The sequence below is a fragment of the Paenirhizobium cremeum genome, assembly GCF_022884085.1.
GTDB classification, from domain to species: Bacteria; Pseudomonadota; Alphaproteobacteria; order Rhizobiales; family Rhizobiaceae; genus Allorhizobium; species Allorhizobium cremeum.
Genome location: NZ_JAGGCS010000003.1, coordinates 343774 through 366305, shown reverse-complemented (window position 1 = coordinate 366305; position 22532 = coordinate 343774). Strand labels below are relative to the sequence as shown.

At 60.5% G+C, this 22532-nt stretch carries 23 protein-coding genes and 2 tRNA genes; 7 read left to right on the top strand and 18 right to left on the bottom strand.

The genetic code is table 11. From position 1 onward, the window contains the following. Positions 1-60: 60 nt before the first annotated feature. The 4 genes from J5N58_RS08315 to J5N58_RS08300 all read right to left on the bottom strand — a co-directional run bounded on the left by J5N58_RS08315 (position 61) and on the right by J5N58_RS08300 (position 4069). Positions 61-1113 carry a quaternary amine ABC transporter ATP-binding protein gene (locus J5N58_RS08315; RefSeq protein ID WP_113443766.1) on the bottom strand — a complete coding sequence of 351 codons (1053 nt, stop codon included), beginning with the start codon at positions 1111-1113 and terminating at the stop codon, positions 61-63. Continuing rightward, on the bottom strand, positions 1106-2020 hold the full coding sequence (locus J5N58_RS08310; protein WP_112831444.1) for an ABC transporter permease: 915 nt from the start codon (positions 2018-2020) through the stop codon (positions 1106-1108). Before J5N58_RS08310 ends, J5N58_RS08315 begins: the two co-directional genes overlap by 8 nt. Positions 2021-2259: 239 nt before the next feature. Then, on the bottom strand, positions 2260-3258 hold the full coding sequence (locus J5N58_RS08305) for an ABC transporter substrate-binding protein (RefSeq protein ID WP_113443767.1): 999 nt from the start codon (positions 3256-3258) through the stop codon (positions 2260-2262). A 670-nt stretch (positions 3259-3928) separates the two neighbouring features. Then, positions 3929-4069, bottom strand: coding sequence for a hypothetical protein (locus tag J5N58_RS08300; protein ID WP_162757446.1), 141 nt, complete (start codon positions 4067-4069; stop codon positions 3929-3931). Positions 4070-4313: 244 nt separating this feature from the next. Between J5N58_RS08300 and J5N58_RS08295 the strand changes: the two genes are divergently transcribed. Then, on the top strand, positions 4314-5768 hold the full coding sequence (locus J5N58_RS08295) for a cobyric acid synthase (protein WP_113425849.1): 1455 nt from the start codon (positions 4314-4316) through the stop codon (positions 5766-5768). A gap of 13 nt (positions 5769-5781) precedes the next feature. Here J5N58_RS08295 and J5N58_RS25955 read toward each other — a convergent pair whose 3' ends face one another. Both J5N58_RS25955 and J5N58_RS25950 read right to left on the bottom strand, forming a co-directional pair. Next, complete coding sequence (locus J5N58_RS25955; RefSeq protein ID WP_280521458.1) at positions 5782-5907, bottom strand: hypothetical protein; 126 nt, start codon at positions 5905-5907, stop codon at positions 5782-5784. Between the two features lie 150 nt (positions 5908-6057). Next, positions 6058-6183, bottom strand: coding sequence for a hypothetical protein (locus J5N58_RS25950; protein ID WP_280519999.1), 126 nt, complete (start codon positions 6181-6183; stop codon positions 6058-6060). 194 nt (positions 6184-6377) lie between these two features. Between J5N58_RS25950 and J5N58_RS08290 the strand changes: the two genes are divergently transcribed. Then, a complete protein-coding gene (locus J5N58_RS08290) occupies positions 6378-7310 on the top strand; it encodes a purple acid phosphatase family protein (RefSeq protein ID WP_113443768.1) in 933 nt (310 codons plus the stop codon). Positions 7311-7533: 223 nt separating this feature from the next. Here the strand turns inward: J5N58_RS08290 and J5N58_RS08285 are convergent, their stop codons facing one another. From J5N58_RS08285 to J5N58_RS08255, 7 genes are all read right to left on the bottom strand, one after another. Continuing rightward, positions 7534-8370, bottom strand: coding sequence for an MBL fold metallo-hydrolase (locus J5N58_RS08285; RefSeq protein ID WP_244710426.1), 837 nt, complete (start codon positions 8368-8370; stop codon positions 7534-7536). Next, positions 8367-9149, bottom strand: coding sequence for a TatD family hydrolase (locus tag J5N58_RS08280; RefSeq protein ID WP_244710481.1), 783 nt, complete (start codon positions 9147-9149; stop codon positions 8367-8369). Before J5N58_RS08280 ends, J5N58_RS08285 begins: the two co-directional genes overlap by 4 nt. Before the next feature lie 5 nt (positions 9150-9154). Beyond that, on the bottom strand, positions 9155-10711 hold the full coding sequence (gene metG, locus J5N58_RS08275) for a methionine--tRNA ligase (protein ID WP_244710423.1): 1557 nt from the start codon (positions 10709-10711) through the stop codon (positions 9155-9157). 139 nt (positions 10712-10850) lie between these two features. Beyond that, positions 10851-11879, bottom strand: coding sequence for a DNA polymerase III subunit delta' (locus tag J5N58_RS08270; protein WP_113442805.1), 1029 nt, complete (start codon positions 11877-11879; stop codon positions 10851-10853). Beyond that, entirely contained in the window at positions 11876-12568 is a 693-nt protein-coding gene (gene tmk / locus J5N58_RS08265; protein WP_113438220.1) for a dTMP kinase, read from the bottom strand. The genes J5N58_RS08270 and tmk overlap by 4 nt, the downstream gene beginning before the upstream one ends. Positions 12569-12678: 110 nt before the next feature. After that, a complete protein-coding gene (locus J5N58_RS08260; protein WP_113442806.1) occupies positions 12679-13836 on the bottom strand; it encodes a D-alanyl-D-alanine carboxypeptidase family protein in 1158 nt (385 codons plus the stop codon). 56 nt (positions 13837-13892) lie between these two features. Continuing rightward, positions 13893-14939, bottom strand: a complete 1047-nt coding sequence (locus tag J5N58_RS08255) for a septal ring lytic transglycosylase RlpA family protein (protein ID WP_113442807.1) — start codon at positions 14937-14939, stop codon at positions 13893-13895. A gap of 330 nt (positions 14940-15269) precedes the next feature. Between J5N58_RS08255 and J5N58_RS08250 the strand changes: the two genes are divergently transcribed. Continuing rightward, positions 15270-15359 (top strand) — tRNA-Ser (locus J5N58_RS08250). Positions 15360-15628: 269 nt separating this feature from the next. Here the strand turns inward: J5N58_RS08250 and J5N58_RS08245 are convergent. Beyond that, positions 15629-15704 (bottom strand) — tRNA-OTHER (locus J5N58_RS08245). 9 nt (positions 15705-15713) lie between these two features. Continuing rightward, positions 15714-15962, bottom strand: coding sequence for a hypothetical protein (locus J5N58_RS08240; RefSeq protein ID WP_244710420.1), 249 nt, complete (start codon positions 15960-15962; stop codon positions 15714-15716). Positions 15963-16065: 103 nt separating this feature from the next. On the opposite strand from J5N58_RS08240, the gene J5N58_RS08235 reads away from it, so the two are divergent. The 4 genes from J5N58_RS08235 to J5N58_RS08220 all read left to right on the top strand — a co-directional run bounded on the left by J5N58_RS08235 (position 16066) and on the right by J5N58_RS08220 (position 17331). Beyond that, a complete protein-coding gene (locus J5N58_RS08235; protein WP_244710418.1) occupies positions 16066-16326 on the top strand; it encodes a helix-turn-helix domain-containing protein in 261 nt (86 codons plus the stop codon). Positions 16327-16404: 78 nt separating this feature from the next. After that, positions 16405-16677 carry a hypothetical protein gene (locus J5N58_RS08230; protein WP_244710416.1) on the top strand — a complete coding sequence of 91 codons (273 nt, stop codon included), beginning with the start codon at positions 16405-16407 and terminating at the stop codon, positions 16675-16677. Beyond that, complete coding sequence (locus J5N58_RS08225; protein ID WP_244710414.1) at positions 16674-16931, top strand: helix-turn-helix transcriptional regulator; 258 nt, start codon at positions 16674-16676, stop codon at positions 16929-16931. Before J5N58_RS08230 ends, J5N58_RS08225 begins: the two co-directional genes overlap by 4 nt. 67 nt (positions 16932-16998) lie before the next feature. Continuing rightward, the gene (locus tag J5N58_RS08220; RefSeq protein WP_244710412.1) at positions 16999-17331 is read left to right on the top strand and encodes a hypothetical protein; all 333 of its coding nucleotides are present in this window, start codon (positions 16999-17001) and stop codon (positions 17329-17331) included. A gap of 79 nt (positions 17332-17410) precedes the next feature. Here J5N58_RS08220 and J5N58_RS08215 read toward each other — a convergent pair whose 3' ends face one another. The 3 genes from J5N58_RS08215 to J5N58_RS08205 all read right to left on the bottom strand — a co-directional run bounded on the left by J5N58_RS08215 (position 17411) and on the right by J5N58_RS08205 (position 22415). After that, on the bottom strand, positions 17411-19747 hold the full coding sequence (locus tag J5N58_RS08215; protein ID WP_244710410.1) for a right-handed parallel beta-helix repeat-containing protein: 2337 nt from the start codon (positions 19745-19747) through the stop codon (positions 17411-17413). Between the two features lie 68 nt (positions 19748-19815). Continuing rightward, positions 19816-20514, bottom strand: a complete 699-nt coding sequence (locus J5N58_RS08210; protein ID WP_244710408.1) for a hypothetical protein — start codon at positions 20512-20514, stop codon at positions 19816-19818. Beyond that, complete coding sequence (locus J5N58_RS08205; RefSeq protein WP_244710406.1) at positions 20511-22415, bottom strand: tape measure protein; 1905 nt, start codon at positions 22413-22415, stop codon at positions 20511-20513. Before J5N58_RS08205 ends, J5N58_RS08210 begins: the two co-directional genes overlap by 4 nt. Positions 22416-22532: the final 117 nt, after the last annotated feature.

The following is a 22532-nucleotide window of genomic DNA, read 5'->3' as shown; positions in this document are numbered from 1 at the left end:
AAAAAGCCCCGGCACGGGATGCGCGCGGGGCTTTACGGTTAGTGAATATCGATCCCCCGACTATTCGGCGGCGATCGGCCGGTCGAGATGAGTGCTCGGCGTCACCATGGCCGAAATGATCGCCTGCAGGTCGACAGCGCCGATGGGGTGGCCCGAGGCATCAACCACATGGGCGACCGTCTGGCCAGCGCCGGTCATCAACTTGGCTGCGGCTTCCAGAACCGTCGCCCCGTCGAGGGCAGGACCTTGCGGTGGACCGGAGAGCGGCGCCATGATGGTGCTTACCCGGATGACGCGGCCACGGTTCACCTCCTTGACGAAGGCGGTGATATAATCATCCGCCGGGGACAGGACGATATCCTGGCCGCTTCCCTGCTGGATGACCTCGCCATCGCGAAGGATGGCGATCTTGTCGCCAAGCCGCAAAGCCTCGTCGAGATCGTGGGTGATGAAGACGACGGTCTTCTTCAGTTCCTGCTGGAGGTCGAGCAAGACGCTCTGCATGTCGACACGGATCAGCGGGTCGAGAGCGGAATAGGCCTCGTCCATCAGCAGGATATCGGCATTGTTGGTCAGCGCCCGGGCGAGACCCACACGCTGCTGCATGCCGCCTGATAGCTGGTTGGGATAATGCCGCTCGAATCCCGCAAGACCGACCCGCTCGATCCAGTGGCGGGCGGTCTTTTCGCTGACCGACCGGTCCACGCCCTGGATATCGAGCCCGTAGACCGTATTCTCCAGCACGGTGCGATGCGGCAGGAGCGCGAATTTCTGGAAGACCATCGCCGTCTTGTGGCGACGGAACTCGCGCAATTCCTGCTGGCTCATCCGGCAGATATCGACGCCGTCGTAGAGCACTTCGCCGGCCGTCGGATCGATCAGTCTGTTGATATGGCGGATAAGCGTCGACTTGCCCGAGCCGGAGAGGCCCATGACGACGGTGATTCCGCCGCCAGGCATCGAGATATTGATGTCCTTGAGACCGAGAACATGCCCGTGGGTCTCGTTGAGCTCGGCCTTGGACATGCCACGGTAGACAGCGTCGATATAGTCGTCGCCGCGAGGCCCGAATATCTTGTAGAGACCGCGGATTTCTATGCCCTGACTAGCCATGGATGACCTCCGTATGCTTCTGGAGCCGCTTGCCGTAAGCCTGGCTCGTCCGGTCGAAGATGATGGCGATGGCAACCAGGGCGAAGCCATTCAGGAAGCCGATGGTGAAGAACTGATTGGTGATGGCCTGCAGAACGTTCTTGCCCAAGCCGCCGACCCCGATCATCGAGGCCACCACGACCATGGCGAGGGACATCATGATCGTCTGGTTTATGCCGGCCATGATGGTAGGCAGCGCCAACGGGATCTGCACGTTCTTGAGCTTCTGTCCGGGGGAGGAGCCGAAAGCATCCGCAGCCTCGAGAACCTCCTTATCGACCAGCCGGATACCGAGATTGGTGAGGCGGATCATCGGCGGAACCGCATAGATCACGACGGCGATTAGACCCGGCACCTTGCCGATCCCGAAGATCATGACGACCGGGATCAGGTAGACGAAACTCGGCATGGTCTGCATGACGTCGAGGATCGGGTTGATGAAACCCTGCACCCGGTTCGACCGCGCCATCACGATGCCGATCGGAATGCCTATCACGATCGAGATCAGGGTGCAGACGGTCACCATGGCAAGCGTTATCATGGTGTCCTGCCACAATCCGACAAGACCGATGACGATCATGGAAAGCGCCGTGCCTAGGGTAATCCTGATATTGCGGCTGGCGAGATAGACGATCGTCGTCAGCACCAGCAGAAAGATGAACCATGGCGTGTCGACGAAAAGGTTCTGAAGCCAGTTCAGGAACCATTGCAGCGGATCGAGCGCCGTGTCGAGAACATCGCCATAGCTGCGCACGAAGCCCTTGAAGCCGGTATCCACCGTCTTCTTGAATTCACGCATGAGGTTTTCGTCGATCGACGGAAATTTACAGAGCAGTTCCGGGAGGTAACTGCAAATAGCGGTAGCCATCTTGTTCCCCTTTTTTACCCCATCCAACGACGGGTGGCTTCTCGTAACGGAAGCCTGACCGCCTTTTCGCGACCGCCGCGAAAAACGGGAAAGACCACAGACAATTCCTTAAAGCATTCCCAATCGGGAATTTGTGCTGTCTGCGACCTTGCAGGCGCCTGAATGGCGGTAAAGCGGCCATGCGCCTGCGAAGCAAGACCGGACGGGCGCCAACCGGCACCCGTCCCGATTTCTGGCGATCAGAGGCTTGCCTTGACCTTTTCGGCGACTTCCGGGCTGACCCAGGTGTTCCACATGTCACCGTAGTTTTCGAGGAAATACTTTGCAGCATCCTCGTTGGTGCCCTGGTTTTCGTCCATCCAGGCCAGAACCTTGCCGACGGTCTGGTTGTCCCACTTGCGGGTCTTCAGATAGTCGATGGCCACGGCGTTCTTATCGGCGAACTGCTTGGTGACGACGGTGAAGACGTCAGAGACCGGATAGGCATTGACCTTCGGATTTGGGCAATCCGGAACGGCGGTGCACTTGTCCCATTCGGCCTTGTCATGCTCAACGCCGAAGGACAGCTTGACCATTTCGTACTTGCCGAGGATGGCGGTCGGTGCCCAGTAGTAGCCGAGCCAGCCGGTCTTCTTTTCGAAGGCGCTGGCGATCGAGCCGTCGAGACCGGCGGCCGAGCCGGTATCGATCAGTTCAAATCCCTTCTCCTTGGCGCCGAGCGCCTTGTAGAGATTGGCGGTGGAAATCTGGCAGTTCCAGCCCGACGGGCAGTTCGTCACGGCGGCCTTGGACGGATCTTCCGGTGCAGGGAAGAGTTCCGGATGGGCCAGCGCATCCTGCACGGTCTTGATGTCCGGATGGGCGTCGGCGAGGAATTTCGGGATCCACCAGCCTTCCACGCCGCCGTCGCTCAGAAGCGGGGCGAGCTGGAGCAGGCGGCCTTCGCCGATCGCGGCATCGAGCGGCGTGCGCACGGCGTTCACCCAAAGTTCCGGAGCGATATCCGGTTCGCCCTTCTCGTTCATCGAAGTGAAGGTCGGCATGGTGTCGCCGGTCACAACGGTCACGTTGCAGCCATAGCCGCTTTCAAGGATCATCTTGTCGACATAGGCGGCAACGCCCGCCGATGCCCAGTTCATTTCCGCGATGGAGACATCGCCGCACTCGGCAGCCTGGGCGGACCCGGCAGCCGCATAGAGGCCGGCGGCGAGGATAGTGGAGGCGAGGAGCTTCTTCATGGTTTAAGACCTCCCAGTCTTAATCTCTTGCAGCATTCTGGACGGGCATGTCGGGCTACTGCGCTTCCCGATCAGGCCAATTGCGAGAGGGCAGGCCGCACAGCCGGGTCAAGAACGGCTGGGCTTCCGCATGGCTGCATCGGCGATTATCGTTGGGGCGCATCGGATGGAGATGCAACCCGTTCCAGCCGTAGGGCAACCGCAGTCAGCCTACGGGTTCCCCGGAAGAAATCAACCTCCCGGGACAGCGGCCGGACCGGGCCGCACATGCCGCAAGCCCTTGTAACGCCTCATTTTGCTTCAAATTGCCGTTACAGAACATTGCAGACAGCACAAGAGATAGGCGGACGGCCCTCCAGGAACGCACGGCTGTGAAAATGCGCTGCGAAAAGAGACTTTATCTGTTCCACAAACGGCATTTTCCAGGCCGTCCGACGGTCTGAAGCAGCATCTCAAAAAAACGAAAAAAACTGTCGGCAAGCGCGAAAAAATAACGCTTGGGTAACCGCGAGGCGGCTAATTGTTATCCCACGCGGCGCGTTTTTGCCGCCTGCGCCCCGGATCTGGTTTTGCGTACCGGGGTGCTTGAGTTCTCCAAAAAACGGCGCGAACCGTCAGGTCGCGCCGTTTTTTTGTTCGTCCGTCCGGACAAGGCCTCGAACCGGATCGATTATTTGGATCGACCGTTGCGTCCGGCGAACATCGCCCTCCGCGGGACAAGCTCTTCCCAGTGCAGCCGCGAGGCGTTCTTCGGAGCGCGGCCGTTCCAGGCGATGTTCAGGCCATTCTTGTTGTGCAGGATATAAAGCATTGGATGTCCTCCGGGCATGCGGCCATCGGCCTTGTGTTGTCTTTTCCATCAGGCTCATAATCCTCTTTCGCGACGCGATTGTGGCTGATGTCGGCACTCGATGTCGCAAAATGACAACCGGCCTGCAAGCGTCGGCGGCAAGCTGTCGCAGCATCGCCGCAACGTTAATCTTCGGCGCAACGGCGCGGCTAAAACATGGCAGAACAATGACTTTGCGATCTGCGAGAAACAGGAAAGAAACGCGATGAGCAAGGCTGTCATGCTGCAGGGAACCGGCTCCGATGTCGGAAAGACGATACTGGTCGCAGGACTTTGCCGGCTTGCGGCCAATCGCGGGCTCAAGGTGCGGCCATTCAAGCCACAGAACATGTCCAACAACGCCGCCGTTTCGGACGACGGCGGCGAGATCGGTCGTGCGCAATGGCTACAGGCGATGGCCGCGCGGGTGCCGTCCTCGGTGCACATGAACCCGGTTCTTCTCAAACCCCAGTCGGAAACGGGCAGCCAGATCATCGTGCAGGGCAGGGTTTTCGGGCAGGCGAAGGGGCGGGATTATCAGAGGCTCAAGCCGCAGTTGCTCGATGCCGTGATGGAAAGCTATGAACATGTCCGGCGCGGAGCCGATCTCGTTATCGTGGAAGGCGCCGGCTCACCTGCGGAGATCAATCTGAGGGCAGGGGATATCGCCAATATGGGCTTTGCCGTCCGCGCAGGGGTTCCGGTCGTGCTCGTGGGCGACATCGATCGCGGTGGCGTCATTGCCTCGCTGGTCGGCACCCACACCATCCTTCCCGAAGAGGACCGACGGCAGATCGCCGGCTATATCATCAACAAGTTCCGGGGCGACATGTCGCTTTTCGCCGACGGCATAGAGGCGATCGGCCGGTTCACCGGCTGGCCGTGCCTGGGTGTCGTGCCATGGCTGAAGGCCGCGGGCCGCCTTCCGGCGGAGGATTCAGTGGTGCTTGAACGGCTGACGGCAGGCAAGGGTGGCGCCCTGAAGATTGCGGTGCCGGTCCTTTCGCGCATCGCCAATTTCGACGATTTCGATCCGCTTGCCGCCGAACCGCAAATCGAACTCGTCTTCATTCGTCCGGGAGAGCGCCTGCCTGCCGACGCGGGCCTGGTCATCATTCCCGGATCGAAAGCGACAATCGGGGACCTCGAGGATTTCCGCGCGCAGGGTTGGGATGTCGACCTTGCTGCCCATGTGCGGCGGGGCGGCCGCGTGATCGGCATTTGCGGCGGCTACCAGATGCTCGGACGCTCGGTCTCGGACCCGCTCGGCCTTGAGGGGGAAAGCCGGACCGTGGCCGGCCTCGGCCTGCTCGACATCGAGACGGAGATGGCACCGGAAAAGACGGTTCGCAACAGTACTGCGCGGTCGCTCGAATACGACGCCCCGCTTTCCGGATACGAAATCCATCTCGGGATCACCCGGGGACCGGATTGCACGAGACCCAGCGTGGTCATCGACGGCCGGCCGGACGGAGCCGTTTCGCCCGATGGCCGGATCAGCGGCACCTATCTGCACGGACTGTTTTCAAGCGACCTCTACCGTGCCCGACTCCTCCAAAGTTTCGGTATTGCGGCCGGCATCGGCAACTATCGCGAAGAGGTGGAGGCGGCACTGGATGCGGTTGCCGTCGAACTGGAGGAGAGACTGTCGGCCGAATGGCTGACGACATTGATGGGGTGAGGGCGGCGCGCACTCAGGAGCGCGTGGCAATGTCGACGGGCGAGGCGAGCAACTCGCCGGTTCCGAGCGAATTATCGGAATATTTGAAGATCAGAATGCTGAGCACCAAAGCGATCAGCACGACGAAAATGGCTCTCATGTCTCGCATTGCCCCTTACCTTCGAGCAACGCCATGATTACCGCAGGACCGGTTCCGACCCCGCTAAATCACTCGCTAAAATTCAATGCAATCGGCTTTTAAAGTCCGCGAGGACAGGTGTTTCGCGCCTCCGGAGTAACGGAACGTTTCCTAACGGGGGCCTGCGGCTTCCATGGGCGAGGCAAGCAGTTCGGCCTGGCCGATCTGGTTGTTGGAATATTTGAACAAGAGAATGCTCAATATCGACGCGATGATGACGATCACAATGGCGCGCATCTGTCCTTGCCCTCGGCTGCCACTCAAGGTCCGTTGCGGCCGCCGGCAATCGGAGGCTTTCATCGCTTATATCTGGTGTGTCGCCGGCGATTGCGCCAGATGGCAAGCCTCGTATAAACACGATTTCGACATTATCTTAGCGGAACAGCAGCGTCAGGGCGCGGGAAGAGGCGCCTTTTCCGGAGGCAGGCGTCATGCAATTCAGCCGTCGTTCAATGCTGGCCGGTTTCGCCGGTCTTCTTGCAGCAGGTTCTTTTCGCGCGAAACCGACGCTGGCCGCCGACGGGAAGCTTTCCTTCCTCGTCGTGGGTGACTGGGGCGAGCCCGACAACCACGCCGCCGCACTCAAGGTGGCGGGTGCCATGGCCAAGGTGGCGGAGCAGGCGCAGATTTCGTTCGTCATCTCCACCGGCGACAATTTCTATGAAAGAGGCGTGAGGGACGTATCCGACGCACTCTGGCAGAACGCTTTCGAGAACATCTATTCCGCCCCCTCGCTTCAGTGTCCCTGGTATGTGGTCCTCGGCAATCACGATCACGGCGGCAGTATCCAGGCCGAGATCGATTACAGCGCCAAGAGCGCGCGCTGGAATATGCCGTCGGCCTATTACAGCATCGGCAAGACCTTGACGCCCGCGGCGTCGGCGGATTTCTTCTTCCTCGACACGGAGCCGCTCAAGGAGGCATCCTGGTGGGAGCGGATGACCAATCTGGAGAGGGATCCGGCAAAACAGCTCGAATGGCTGGAAACCTCGCTGGCCGAAAGCAAGGCGAGCTGGAAGATCCTGGTCGGGCATCACCCGATATTCTCCGGAGGCGAGCACGGTGACACGGCGATCCTGATCGAGCGGGTCAAGCCACTGATGGAAAAATACGGCGCGCAGATCTATCTGAGCGGTCACGACCACGATCTCGAGGCGATCAGGAGCGGTCCGGTCAGCTATCTGGTATCGGGCGCCGGTTCCCGCACGCGTCCGATCACGAGCCATGTCGACGACACGTTCTCCGCATCCAGACTTGGCTTCCTGCTGGTGGAAATCGAGGAGACGCGGGCAACCGCGACTTTCTTCGACGAAGACGCTGCCATTCTCCACACGGAAGAAATCCCGGCATTCGGCAAGGCCTGAGCCAGATCGCGAAACTTATCGGGTTGGAAATTCCAAAGGGGCGGCGACAGAAGGATTGGGGCGAGTTCGGGCGCCGTTTCGACGACAGACTAAAATCGTATAAGATAGATTATGGAACTTATGCGTTATAATTCAGCCTGGCGCCCAGCCAACACCAGTGACGTCGAACGAAGCCTGGTTCGCAACGACAATTCAATGAAATCAGTGATATGCGCTCATAACTTCAAGCGAAACTACCGGCGGAAACTGTACTCTCCACCTCGAACGCCATCTGATCGTAAGCCGGTTCGACATGCGGCGGCGTCTCCGCCAGGACAGTTTCATAGTCCAGCGGCACGTGCATATGCGTGAGAATGGCACGCGCGGGCCTGAGGCGCTCGATCCAGCCAAGCGCCTGTTCGAGCGAAAAATGGCTCGGATGGTGCCGGTATTGCAGGGCATCGATAATCAGCACCGAAAGCCCGCCAAGTCTTGCGACGGTTTCCTCCGGAAATGCGCTGACGTCGCAGCAATAAGCCACATCTCCGATCCTGAGGCCGAGTGAAACGATGTCACCGTGTTGCTGGACCAATGGCTGCAGTCGAACGGTGCCGCCGGCACCGGTGATCTCGATCGGTTTATCCAGATCGACGATCTCGACCGGTTCGACGATCGGCGGATAATTGCTGCCATCAGGCGTCTCGAGGCAATAGCCGAAACCCTGGCGAATCCGTCGCATGGTCTCGGGCTCGGCATGGATCGGAATCCGCCGGTTCTGCGTGACGAAATAGCCGCGCAGGTCATCGATGCCGTGCAGGTGGTCGGCATGGGCGTGAGTATAGAACACGGCGTCGATATGCTGGACGCGGGCTGCGATCATCTGTTCGCGGAAATCCGGTCCTGTGTCGACCACCACGGTCGTGACACCGCCGTCGGGACCGATCTGCTCAATCAGAAAAGACGCGCGCGTACGCCGGTTGCGCGGGTTGTTCGGATCGCATGCGCCCCAGTCTCCGTTGATGCGCGGTACGCCCGGAGACGACGAGCAGCCGAGGATGGTGAAGCGCTGGCGATAAGTCATGCAAGCCTCGGCATCTTGGAGAAGATGCGGAATGCGTTGTCGGTCGTGATCCGGGCCATCTCTTCGAAACTCACACCCATGGTTTCCGCCAGAACCTCGGCGGTGTTGACCACGTATGACGGTTCGTTGCGCTTGCCGCGCCAGCGCTTCGGCGCGAGATAAGGTGCGTCGGTTTCGACCAGCAGCCGGTCGAGCGGCAATCCTTTGGCGATATCGCGCAGTTCGGTCGATTTCGGGAAGGTCAGAATGCCCGAGAAGGAGACGTAGCCGCCGAGTTCGACACCGGTCTTCGCCAGCGCTTCGCCGGAGGAGAAGCAGTGCAGGATGAAGGGGAAGGCCCCCTTCCCTGTTTCCTCCGTCAGGATAGCCGCCATGTCGTCGTCGGCGCTGCGGCTATGGATGACCAGCGGCAATCCGGTTTCACGCGCCGCCGCGATATGGCGCAGAAGCCCTGTCTTCTGATCCTCGGGCTTCTGGGTGTCGTAGAAATAATCGAGGCCGGCTTCACCGATCGCGACCACCTTCGGATGAGCCGACAGCCGAACCAGATCCTCGGTGGTGATATCCAGTTCTTCATCCGCATTGTTCGGATGGGTTCCGACCGAGCAGAACACGGTCGGAAAACGCTCGGTCAGCGCCAGCAGCGTGTCGAGTTTCCGCACGAGGGTCGAGATCGTCACCATCTGCGCGACGCCCGCCGCATGCGCCCGCGCAACCAGTTCATCGCGCTCCGCGTCGAAGTCGGCAAAGTCGAGATGGCAATGGGTATCGATCAGCATGGCGGTCAAGCCTTCGCGTCCGGCTCAGGCGCCACGTAACGCGGGAAAACCGGCGCCGGAGCTTCCAGCGCGGTTCCAGGCGTCAGTCGACCTGCCTCGCCGAGGAAGGCGAAGCTGCGCCTGTCTTCCGGCACCGCGACGAGATCGAGCAGCTTGGCCGATGAGGCCGGCATGATCGGCTGGAACAGGATGGCGATCTGGCGCACCACCTCGGCCGTGACGTAGAGCACGGTCGCCATGCGGGCCGTGTCGGTCTTGCGCAAAACCCAGGGCTCCTGTGCGGCGAAATAGCGGTCGGCTTCGTTCACCGTGCCCATGATCGTCGCAACGATCTTATGCAGCGCAAGACGGCTCATCTCTTCGCGGCAGGTGCCGATCATCGCGTCGGCGGTCGCCAGCATGGCCTTGTCGGCGTCCGTCAGTTCGCCCGGTTCCGGGATTTTCGCATCGCAGTTCTTGACGATCATCGACAGCGAACGGCTGGCAAGATTGCCGATGCCGTTGGCGAGGTCCGCATTGATGCGGGTCGCGATCGCTTCCTCGCTATAGCTGCCGTCGTGTCCGAAGGAGACTTCGCGCAGCAGGAAGTAGCGCACCTGATCGAGACCGAAATGGTTCACCAGGTTCGCCGGATCGACCACGTTGCCGAGAGACTTGGACATCTTCTCGCCCTTGTTCAGCACCATGCCGTGGGCGAAAACCTTCTTCGGCAGCGGCAGGCCGGCGGACATCAGGAAGGCCGGCCAGTAGACGGCGTGGAAGCGGATGATGTCCTTGCCGATGATATGAACGTCGGCCGGCCAGTATTTCGCCCGAGGACCGCTCTGATCCGTCAGATAGCCGGTGGCCGTGATATAGTTGGTCAGCGCATCGACCCAGACATACATGACGTGCTTCGGATCGTCCGGCACCTTGATGCCCCAGTCGAACGTCGTGCGCGAGATCGAAAGGTCCTTGAGGCCCGACTTGACGAAGGAAACGACTTCGTTCTTCCGCTCGACCGGGCCGATGAAATCGGGCCGCTCCTCGTAAAGCTTCAGCAGCCTCTCCTCATAGGCGGAAAGCCTGAAGAAATAGCTCTCCTCTTCCACCCATTCTACCGGCGTGCCCTGCGGTCCGTAGCGAACGCCGTCGGCGCGCAGCTCGGTTTCGTCCTCGGCGTAATAAGCCTCGTCGCGCACGGAGTACCAGCCGGCATAGCTGTCCTTGTAGATGTCGCCGCTGGCGGCCATCCGTTTCCAGATTTCCTGCGATGCCTCGTGGTGGCGGGACTCGGTCGTGCGGATGAAATCGTCGTTGGACGAGTTCAGCATCCTGCCCATCGCCCGGAATTCGTTGGAATTCCGTTCGGCCAGTTCTTCGGTCGAGATACCCTCTGCCTTTGCCGTCTGCTGCATCTTCTGGCCGTGTTCGTCCGTTCCGGTCAGGAAGAAGACATCCTTTCCGTCGAGCCGCTGGAACCGCGCAATGGCGTCGGTCGCGATCAGCTCGTAGGCGTGGCCGATATGCGGCTTGCCGTTCGGATAGGCGATGGCGGTGGTGATGTAGAACTTTTCGGTCATGGCTGATCTTGTTGTCCGCGTCGATTGCGCTTTTATGAAATCATGCCGCTCTTAGAGCATTCTTGCGCCTTTAGAAACAGCAAGTTTTGCGAACGGCAGGCGTGGCGCCCGCGCATATGTCGCGGCGATCCCCCGGAATTCAAGCCCCTGAAATCGCGGTCAGCGCATCGAGGATGGTCTGCTTGCGGTCAAGATTGTAGGCGCCGGCCGTTGCGAACTGCTCGTTGATCGAGGTTGACAGGCGCGCATAGCGTTCCGCCCGGCCAAGATCGCCGGCAAGCGCCAGCCGTCGAGCGGTTTCCACCAGGTATTCGCTCAGATGTTCAGAAAAGAAACCGAAGGCGACGTCGCGGTCCTTGCCGCTCAAGGCATCGGCAAGCTGATGCATGGTCTTGCGCGCGGCCGGGCCTTCTCCCGAGAGGATCTTCTCGAAAGCTTCGATGATATCCGCACCGCCGTAGTTGACGATCTTGAGCGCCTGGGCCACGCTTCCCTTGGCCAACGACAGGACGGCCCCCGCCTGCGCCTCGCCGATCGAAAGACCGAGTTGGCCGAGCGCCAGGCGCATGGCATCCTCCGAAAGCGCGCCAAGCTTCAGCGGCAGGCAGCGGGAACGGATCGTCGGCAAAAGGCGTCCCGGCGCATGGGAAAGCACGAGGAACATCGCCCGCTTCGGCGGTTCCTCGAGGATCTTCAAAATAGCGTTCGCAGCGTTGCGGTTGAGATCGTCCGCCGGATCGATGATGACGATGCGCCAGTTGCCGGTACCCGAGGTCTGCGAGAAGAAGTGCCCTGCCCTCCGGACCTCATCGACCGTGATCGCGCTCTTGGCGCGGCCCGTCTTCTCGTCCACCGGCCGCGTCAGGTGCAGCAGATTGTGGCTGGCGCCGCCCGCGATCTGCCGGCTGACGGATGACTGAGGATCGGGATCGGCGATCCGCTCCGGCGCGTTCAGCGGATCGGGATTGGAAAGAACGTGGTTGGCGAAGCGAAAAGCGAGCGTCGCCTTGCCTATCCCTTCCGGCCCCTCGATCAGGATGGCGTGGTGACCCTTGCCCGACCGGTAGGTCCTGGCGAGAAAATCCTCCGCTTCCGCATGGCCAAAGAGCTTCGTGTTCAATGCCGGCGCGATGGCGCCTTCCAGCACGCCGTAGCGTTCTTCACTCATTGGGCGCCGACCTGCTCTGTGAGGGCAGGCGACGGGCGCGCGAGGAGCGGCTCGATCAGGCCGAGCACCTGTTCACCGATATCGGCGACGGGACGCTGGGCATCGATGACGCGGCAACGCTCCGGAAAGGCGGCGGCGATATCGAGAAAAGCCTGGCGCCGCTTTTCATGGGTTTCGACCTCTTCCTTCTCGAAGCGGTCCGGCTCGCTGGCGCTGCCGAGATGCGGCTGCAGCCGCCCGCGCGCACGTTCGAGCCCGACGGAAGCCGGCAGGTCGAAGATCAGCGTCAGGTCCGGCACGACGCCGTCGACGGCGACCCGTTCCAGCGCATCGATGAAATCCTGTTCCAGATTGCCTGTCACCCCCTGGTAGACACGCGACGAATCCATGAACCGGTCGCACAGCACGACAAACCCCTTGGAAAGCGCCGGCCGGATCACTGTCTCGACATGGTCGTTGCGTGCGGCGGCGAAAAGAAGCGCTTCCATCCGCACGCCATAGGCCTCGGCGGCGCCCGAGAGCAAGACATGGCGCAACGCCTCCGCTCCAGCCGACCCGCCAGGCTCGCGCGTGGTGATGACATCGAGGCCGCGGCGACGGAGCGCGTCGGCGAGCCGGCGGATCTGGGTGGACTTGCCGGCCCCCTCTCCGCCCTCGAAACTCACGAACAATCCCTTACCGGTCGACACTCTCTGCTCCGCCCTTCGCGAATAAAAGCTAATATAGGTAGACTATGCCTCAATAGCGCAATCGCCATACCAGTTAAACTGCAAACCGGCCTGCAAAAATCCCTGTCCGGTCAGAGCCAGAAGAACATGAGCTCGAAGAGGGCGTCGAAGGCCTTCTGCCGCAAGCTCCCCTCGCCCACGGGTTCGGCGCTCTTCAATGCGAGTTCCCGCAGGCGGCGCTCTCCCGAATAGATCGTGAGCCTGCCGACATCGGCACCCGCCACGACCGGAGCCCGCAAGGGCCACTGGTAGACGATCCGCGCCTGCAGCCGTTCGGGGTTGTTGACCGGCACATAAACATCGACCGGAATCGGTGTCACGAGAGCCACCTTGCCCTTGTCGCCGCCATAGACGCTCGCCTCGCCGACGGTTTCTCCCGCCTTGAACAGGCTGCGCATCTCGAAGGTCGTGAACCCCCAATCCAGCAACCGGTTGGCTTCCTCGGTGCGTTCCTTATCGCTGGCGACACCGTTCATCGCCAGGAAAAGTCGCCTGCCCTGGCGTTGCGCCGACGTCACGATGGAATAGCCGGCGCCCTCCGCAAAGCCCGTGGCAAGGCCGTCGGCGCCGGATGCCAGCATGGGGTTGCGATTGCGCTGGAGGATCCTGTTCCATTCGAATTCCGGCTGCGACAGCAACCGGTAGAAATCCGGATAGGTCGCCTGCAGATGACGCGCCAGGCGCACCATGTCCGACAAGGTCGTCCGGTTGTCCGGATGGGGAAGGCCCGTCGAGTTGGCGAAATGGCTGCCCGTCAGACCGAGTGCCCTTGCCCGCTCGTTCATGCGTTCGGCGAATTTTTCCTCGCTTCCCGTCATGCCCTCGGCAAGGATGATGCAGCCGTCATTGGCCATCTGGACGGCGATCCCCTTTATCAGGTCTTCCACGCGGATATCCGACTTCAACGCGGCGAACATCGTCGACGTGCGCGAGGGAGCGCCGCCGGTGCGCCAGGCATGCTCCGACACCCGATAGACCGTATCGAGGCCGATCTCGCCACGCTTCAGGGCGTCGAAGACCACTTCCAGCGTCATCATCTTGGCAAGCGACGCGGGCGGGAACGGTTGCTCCTCCCCCTTGGAGAGCAACACCGTGCCCGTCGAGGCCTCGACCATCAGGACCTGCGTGGCCTTGGTTTCGAAGGTCTGGAGCGGCGCTTTTTGCGCCATGGCGCCGATCGGAAGGAATAAGCCCAGCAGGAGGACGGCAAGGGCAAGGCTCTGTCGCATGGTCCTCTTCTGCTGCTCCTGCCTGCATCTGCGGCAGGCATACTCGACGATAGCGCTCAGCGACCGCCCGAGAGCTTCGTGCCGCCGCGTCTGACCGAAGCGAGAATCGATGCTTCCGTCAGGCCGTCATTGCGCACCATAATGGCGTCGAAGGCAAGCGCAGAACGAGGAACGACGGAGCCTTCCGCATAGGCGGCCGCAGGGACACCGGCAGGCAGGCGCAGATAGTGGCCATCGAGCGGCCGCGGATAGGGCATGGGGCCGATCTCAGGCAGGAGCACGAACTGGTCGAAAGCCGCAGCCGCCGCAACGGAGGCCGTTGCAGCCGGAACAGGCTTGCCGGACGGCGTCGGACCGGCGAGGCTCGTCTGGATCGCCGGCGCCTGCAGCGTCATGCTCTGCGGCATGGAGTTCTGGGCGGAAGCGACCATGACGCCGCTGGCGATCTGGCCCTGCGGATTGACGCTGGGGAAGCGATCGCCCTTCTTGCTGTAGGACGCCATCAGGTACGGCATGTCGTTGCCATCCATGCGCGCCGGACCGACATACTGCACGCGAACCTTGCCGGTGCCGCTATGGGCCATGTCGAGCATATCGGCAGTCTTGTTGGAGAGGTCGATGATGCGATCCGAATGGAACGGGCCACGGTCGTTGACGCGGACAATGACGGAATTGCCGTTTTCGAGATTGGTCACACGCGCATAGCTCGGCAATGGCAGCGTCGGATGCGCGGCGGAAAGATAGTACTGGTCGTAGAGTTCGCCGTTCGCCGTCAGGCGACCGTGAAAGGCCGAGCCGTACCAGGAAGCGACGCCAACCTTGTCGTAATTCGGATTGTCGTTAGGAACGTAGACCTTGCCCTTCACCGTGTAAGGCTTGCCGACCATATAGCGACCGCCGCCCTTGGGCACCGGGCCGCTGGCGACGAGACGCGGGCTCGCCTTCACGCCGTATTCCGATTCGGAGAAGTATTCCTTGCCGTGCTTTTTCGGCTTTTTTCCGCCGTCGGTGGTGGAGCATGAAGCAATGGAAACGCAAAGAAGCGACAAAGCGAGCCATTTGGCTCCGATGACCAAAGATCCGCCGCCTGTCCTGATTTTCATGTGTCCCACTTATTCAACAAGTCTCGCCGCGGCGTCCCCTGCCGCTGCCGGGAAGAAACGCCGTTTCCACCCGACTGGCTATCTGCAACGGTAAGAAGAAAGCTTTGACAACGTGGCGGAATTGCGAAAAATCTGTGAGTTATGCCGCCATTCTGCATTCATGGTAAATCTCCGGTAAATAAAACAGGCCGATAACCCGGACTGTTACTGGCCTCCTCTTCCACCGCGGGTTCGCTACAGATCGCAAATGGGTTCGTGCCGCCGTTCGTTCGAGCCGGATGTAAATCCGGCTTGCCAAGTGCCGTGGCTTTGCGCATAACGCCAACGTCCGGATGGGTGGCCGAGCGGTTTAAGGCACCGGTCTTGAAAACCGGCGTAGGTGAGAGCCTACCGTGGGTTCGAATCCCACCCCATCCGCCAATACGGCTAAAAACGAAATAAAATCAATAGCGAGAACTGGGCGGCCTAACGCTTGCCATAATATTAGCGCCTCCTTGATTTTAGCCCTGCCCTTCTGAATTCTGACGTCCTGCCGGCGGGTCTTCCATGGGTTGCGCACGGCGATTGGCCGACAGGACGATTCGGCTATGCCGAATAGATGCCGCGCTCAAAGCCGAAGCCGAACGCGGCGCGGTGGTCCGGTGAAGCTGGTGAGGCCTCTTGGAGTGGTGCCCTCGCCCCCGCTGTCTTGGAGCCCATGGCAGGACTTGAACCTGCATCATCCATTACGCTGTGCCAGGTAGAAGCTGGCCGCGGTACATGGGCAAAAGCTTCTTATCCCCTGAACGCTGCAGTCAGCGCCCGCGCTTGGCTGCCCGCTACGTCGATCAGATCGGCCAGGGCTACGAAGAGCTCATCTTCAGTCTCGACAAGTTCCTGCATGAAAAGCTCAAGCCCAAGCACAAGGCCGGTCAGGCGGCGCACATGCTCTTCCGAATTGAGATAGCGTCTTGAGTTCAGCACCGTGCGAAGTGCGATCTGCTCTTCTTCCTGCGTCAGTTCTCTTTGTGCTTCAGTCTGCATGGCCGTCGTCCTCGTTGATCCGTTGGTCGCTGTGTGATACCTATAGATCAATGACCAAGGATTGTCAACACTTTTAGATAAATTTGATGCGAAAGGATCATGCATGATTACTGGACGACAGATTGCGGCCGCCCGCGCGCTAGCCGGGATTGGACAAAAAGAGTTGGCGGAGGCGGCAAACATTTCCGTGCCGACGCTAAAGCGGATGGAGGCCAGCGACGGGACGGTTGGCGGGCTGAAGAATAACATCGCAGCTGTGAAAGCCGCCATTGAGAAAGCAGGCATCACCTTCATCGCTGACGGAGCAGAGAGCGCTGCGGGTGGCCCAGGCGTGAGGTTGTCTGCGCCAACAGACGCAAGCTGATCAACTTTACAAATTTGTCAAAAATATAATTCTTTCAGTATCTTGACTCAAAATTGCCAGCGGCGTTACCACATCCATATGGACCCGCTGGACAAAATTTATACGGCCGATGAAGCCGCTGAACGCCTTCGCACAACGCGCCGGCTTATCATCAAAGTTGGCCGTGAGCTCGGCGCCTGCTCAGTGCTTCAACGCGAGTACCTTTTTAGCGAGGCCGACTTGCTGAAGATCTGGCACGCAAAGCGCGCGCTTCCCGTGAGGGGCAAGACGGGCTTCGTTGGGGTGGTTTACTCTGATCGCGAAAAGCTGGCCAAGCTCACCCTGGCTACAGCGAAACGGCGCCGCCGATGAAGGACGGCCCTCGCCTGCTTTCCCGCAAGGACGCAGCAACCTACTGCGGCATCGCCGAATCCACTTTCTCTATGTGGATCTCGACGCACAAGATGCCGCCGGCCGTGCCAGGGACTCGCAAGTGGGACAAGCGCGCGATCGACGCCAAGCTTGACGAAATCAGCGGGCTCGGCGGGCCGCCGCCGGACAAGCCTGAAACCGACCTTCAACGATGGAAGCGAGAGCGCGACCAAAGACGGTCAGGAAAATCCTGACAAGGGGCTTCCCAATACACAACCTCGACGGTACGGTTCATTCCACAACAATGCTGGGGAGCATCTAATGAAGAAGGCAATTCTCGCCGCGGCCACACTGGCTGCCCTGTCGTCCTGTGCCAAGCGTCCAGACGCGATCGTGCCCGTCGACATCCCGATGGCCGCGTATGCAAATCAAGACTGCCAGCAGCTGGCGCAGGAACTCATAAAAGAACAGCAGAACCTGGCCGCAGTTTCTAAGGCTCAGAACGACGCCGCCACTGGCGACGCGTTCGGAGTGTTCTTGATTGGCGTGCCGATGTCATCGACATTCGGCGGCGACAAGGAGGGCCAGGTCGCAGTCAACAAGGGCAAGGTCCAGGCGATTGAGAACGCGCTGAAGAGTAAGGGCTGTAAGTGAAAGGGCGGCCCGAAGGCCGCCCCGTCAGTTCCCAAACCTTCCGCACCGCTATTTTGGTGCGCGAGAGACACCCTAGACGTCACCCCTCTTCCGAGATCGTGAAGAATGAAAGCGTCGCGTCTGCTGTCACGGCGCGATTTGTCGGATCCGTGTGTAGCCATGCGAAACTGATCGTATCGCCAGGCGCCACGGAGATTAGATCCTGCACCTGAGTGGTTTGCGAACCGCCCGATGACGTCTCCGTTCCTGTGGCGACCGCGGACCCATTTTTCCGAATGAAGCAGCGGATTTCATAGGATGAGGCGACCGACGTGCGGATCTGCGCATAAACCTTCAGTAGCCTGTGCGCTTTAGCTGTATATGTCGCCGAAGACCATTCCTCCTGAACGTCCAACGTTGGAGTGCTGCCAAGGTTGTCGACAGTGTTTTGCGCCGCCGTGGTGGTGTTGAATGCGCCGCGGACGCCCGCCTTGTCGGCGGATCTAATGTCGGCGATTGCGCCGAACGTCTCCCTTGTCGTAGCACTGACAACGCGGTTGTCTCGGAATAGGTTGAGTGTGCCGTTGCCGGCGGCGTAGATCCCGTACTTACCCGTTCCGTTGCAATTGATGTAGTTGTCGACAACCATGTTGTTGCGCGGGAGAATCGTGGTCCCACCATTGTCGTTCGTTCGAATTCCGGCAGTATCGTTAGCGTTCCATGCGCCGTTATAGTTGACGCGCTCGATCGTGTTGCTGGAAATCAGGTTGCGCTCGGTGTCGTTCGCGGCCGTGCTTGAGCCCTCAAGCGCTATGCCGCAGAGACCGGCTCCATCAATCATGTTGGAGACCACTCTGGTGCGTCGCGCGCCATGAATGAGCTTGATGCCGAAGATATAGGCGTTCTTGATGGTGTTGTGGCTGATATTGACGCTATCACCAAAAGTGTCGATGCCCTCGCCGACGCCTTCGATATAGTTTCCAATGACCTGATGGCCATACGACAACTCTCGGGCGATGTTGATGCCGTCTGTCTGGTATCCATCCTCAGCCAACGTCGCCGCGCCGACCGTGAGGTTTTTGATGGTGTTGAAGTTGATCTTCAGGTTTGACGAGATAACGTTGTTCACTAGGTCGTTGTCGACCTCAATGCCGGTGATCTGCGGCAATGTGAAGCCAGTAACGTTAGTCGTGCAATCGTGGATGTAGTTGTGCACCGCAACGCTGTTAACAACAGAGTTGAAGCAGATGGCTGTACCGACTGGCAAGCCAAAAATCTCCACGCCACTAATGACTACGTTTCTTGCATTGAGGACAGCAATGCCCTTAAGAACTCGACCGTCCAGCACCTCACTTTCAAGGATAAAGTCCTTGAGAATGGCTCCAGTGTGCTGCGTGAATGGCGAGGTTAGCCCGCCCTTGACGATGATGCCGACTGCGTTGGTGCCGAAGCGGGTAGCAAGCAATTCACTGGTGTGATTGAAGCCAGTGGAGTCCATGATAAAGCGAGCGGTTCCGTCACCAAGGATGCCGCCGCCGTTGGGAACGACAAGGCTTTGCGTTATCAGGTAGCTCGCACCTGGCGTGAGGGCCACGATGCCGGCGTTGAGCGCGGCCTGCACAGCAACAGTGTCATCTGTCGTGCCGTTGCCCGCCGCCCCGTATGCTTCCGGGGTCACCGTGTTTGATGTAAACCCGAATTCGTAACCGGAAAGGTCATCCTTCACGATGAGCGCCTTGCCGCCGTCCCCAGATCCGATCACAGGAAGGTCAACGCTGGCAACGGCCGCCAGAGCGTCGTCGCGAGCGTCCTCTGCCGCCGCCTGCGCCGCTTCAGCAGCAGCCTGGATAGCCGCCGACGCCTGATCGCTGATGAGCCTGAACGACGCGCCATCGTCGAAGTACGAGATCATCATGCCGGCGACGAGGCCGCCGGACGCGATCTGGTTGCCGGAAGAAGTCAGCAGCGCTTTTGCTGTGCCGCCGTTCTCCGAAATCGTAACGTTGCCGGTGTTTGCTTCAAAGACGTTAGAGATGCGCAGCACCGAATCGGAAGTCGGGATGTCCGACGTGACCTGAATCGCGTTGGCAGTCCCGGCCCCGGCGTCGCTCATCTTGACGAACGAGTACGGCAGATCCGCGACACGCGACCACGAGCCCGTGCCGGATGCGCCAGATTTACGATAGATGCCGTTGTAAGCAGCCGTGCTGTCCGCTACCACCCACGCCAGCGTGTTGGCGGCGGCGGTGAGGGTTGCATACAGATTGGCGCGAGTGTCGAAGACGAGCGCCGCAGTGGCCGCTGCAGTGACCAAGTCTTCGACACTCTGCGACCAAGCGCGGACGCTTGCTTTGTCGACTTTGTGGGCGCCAGAAGCTGGCACTCCGTCGGTTACGTAGTCGCGCCAAACGATTGCGCCAGAAGGGGTAATCGGCATGATTTCTCCATGCTAAAGCGCCCCGGCGCGCGGCCAGGGCGGAGATCCAAGTTCTTAGGGTTTAGTGACTAGGCCGCGTAGGTCGCGCCGTCGTCGAAGGTGCTGCCGTCGTCGTGGGTGACGGCAAAGGGGTCGATCGGCTCGCCAACCACGTCCACCCAGGTGTGGAGCCAGGAACCGCTGCAGCCGTCTGCAGTAAGTTCGACGTGCATCACACCGCCGCCGATCGAGTGCGCCATAAATGGCACTCCGCTCTCGCCGCAGTGCAAGTCGTTCAAATGCTCTCTGCCCTTCTGAAAGGCAGACACTGCATCCGCAGGCTTAAACTCATGCGCAGACGGTAAGTCGTCGCGGTCAAGCCCGAACTGAGATACGCCCTCGAGCCGGTAGACATTGCCGGGCTCCAGACCATCCCAACCCTTGTGGTTGCACCACCAATAGACCTCGGGCCGGTTTCGTGCGGCGCTGAAGCCCGCAACCATCACCTCGCACGTCTGGCCGCTGAGGCGGTTATGCAAATCCTCGAAGACGTGAGGCAAAAGCCAAACGAGGTCGTCAAAGCGAGTGAGCTTGATCTCCCGCAAGATGCCGTCCAGCATTGGGAACGCCGCCGCATCGCCTCGGCTGGTGAAAACGGCGTGGATGCCATGAACGGGCCAAATCTTGGGGCCGATGCCGGTTAGGACGCCCGTATCGGGGGCATAGAATGCCGCATCGGCAAAAACGTGGACTCGGTCCTGCTGGACCACCGAAAGCATTGCGCTCATGCTGCGAGCCTTTCATTGAAATCAGTTGATGCGTTGCCCGTGCATCCGCCATCGGCAAACCCGAAGATCTTGAGGATCGAGCCGAAAAAGCCGCCACCACCACCACCGCCAATGCCAAACGCGGCGTTGAGGCCGATGTCGATGACCTTGTCCAGCACCTTGTCCAGCGCGTTTCGCAGCGCTTCCGCCGCAGACTTGCCGCTCCGCAGGTCACTAATGAAGCCGGACACCACGTCTTTCGACGTGTTTCGGAAGTCCTCGGCCGCCTGCCGCATGCTCTCCTGGCTGTCGGACAGCTTCTGCGCCTCAACGGACGCGTTGGCGTAGCCTGTGGCTAGTTCGTCGATCGTCGCCTTCAGCTGCGGCGTGATGGCCAGACCCGACTGTTGGGCGGCGGTCAGGAGTTCTTGCGTGGTTCGGGCCTTCTCGAGCGCAAAGCCGTAATCGTCCTGCAGCGGGTCAAGACCAGCGAGCGCCGCAGTCTCTGCCTGTAGCGCGGCTGTTCGTTCGCGGATCTGCTCGATCTCACGCTGAAAGTCCGACCGCTTCGACTTAGTGCCAGCAATCCCGCCGCCAGACTTGCTGCCGGATGGCGCCGCGAAGTCCTTGATGGAAACTGGGTCAACAACTGCAGGCGCGGCCGGCAGGCGTCCGGACTTGGGCGATGCCTGGCCGATCCCGTTGCGAGCCGCGTAGTCCCTGATGGCGTCGGGCGTTAAGCCACCGGCCGACGCGCGCAGCTGGTTGATGGCATCCTGCACCTCCCCAATTCGGGCTATGGCGCCGGTATTGTCGAAGCCGAGCTCAGTGTTGAGGGCGATCCGCTCTTGCAGCAACTTCAGTTCCGCCTCAAGCGACGCGATGTCGCCTTCTGCAGGTGCGGTGTCGACCTCTGGCGCGATGAGGCTATTGAAGATCTCGTCGTTCAAACTGAAGTTCGACAAGAAGCCGAGAACCGACCGTGCCTTCGCGTCCAATTCGTCAAGTTGGCCTAGCAGCTGTCCGATCGGGCCGTTGGCGATGCGAATGATGATTTCACCAAGGACTTCAACGGCGCCGCCCAGGCGCTCAATAGCGCCACCTGCCTTGTCGCTGGCGCCAGTAGCTTCATTGATACGGCCGGCAACGTCTACAAGCGTATTGCGCAGCTTCTCGTACTGCTGAGCGGTGGTTAGAACCGAGCCCGCGACCTTGTTCTCGAGCGTCACCGAACCGGCTTCGAACGCGCGGAAGAAGGCTTCAGAAGACACCTTGCCGTCAACGACAAGCTGCCGCAGCTTCGCAACAGATCCGCCGGCCTCGACTAGGCCGGCCGCGACCGCCTGGGCAATCGTTGGGACACCCTCGAGCACACTTGAAAATTCTTCCGACCTCACGACTCCACCGCCGAGCGCCTGGCTCAACTGCAGAAGCGCGCCACTAGCCGCGGTCGCATCCGTGCCAGCGACGCGCAGCGCAAGCGCGACTTTGTCGCTGAAGTTGATAAGCTCCTCGTTGGTGACGCCGAGCTCTTTCTGGGTCAGGGACAGCTTTGAATAAAGATCGACGAGCGACTGAATCGGCGCCGCATTCTTCTGGGCCGAGGCAAACAGCTTGTCGTAAACGCCAGTCAGCGCCTCGCCCTCGAGTCCGGCGACCTTGAGCGCGTTCTGGATCTGTGTGGCGGTGTCGATTAGCTCTTGGGCGTTTCGCAGGGCTGCGCCGCTAACGAGACCAGCAGCGACAGCAGCACCGGCGCGGCCGAATGAAGCGGCGATGGAGCCCGCCGACTGCTGCGCGCGCTTTTCAATCTTCCCTAGCTCTTTGATCGTCACGCCTTGGGCGCGGCGCATGGCGTTTTCATACTTCTTGATGTCAGCACTCAGCTGGACCACGAGGCGTTCTAAGTCTTGGGCTGCCATTCGGCCTCCATTTCTGCGCACGACTGCGCCCCGCGGCGGTGGCCACGGTGTGGTTGTGGATTGGGTTGTGAAGAGGGCGTTAGGCTTCGGGAGTTGCGTTATCAGCCGCGGCAGCCT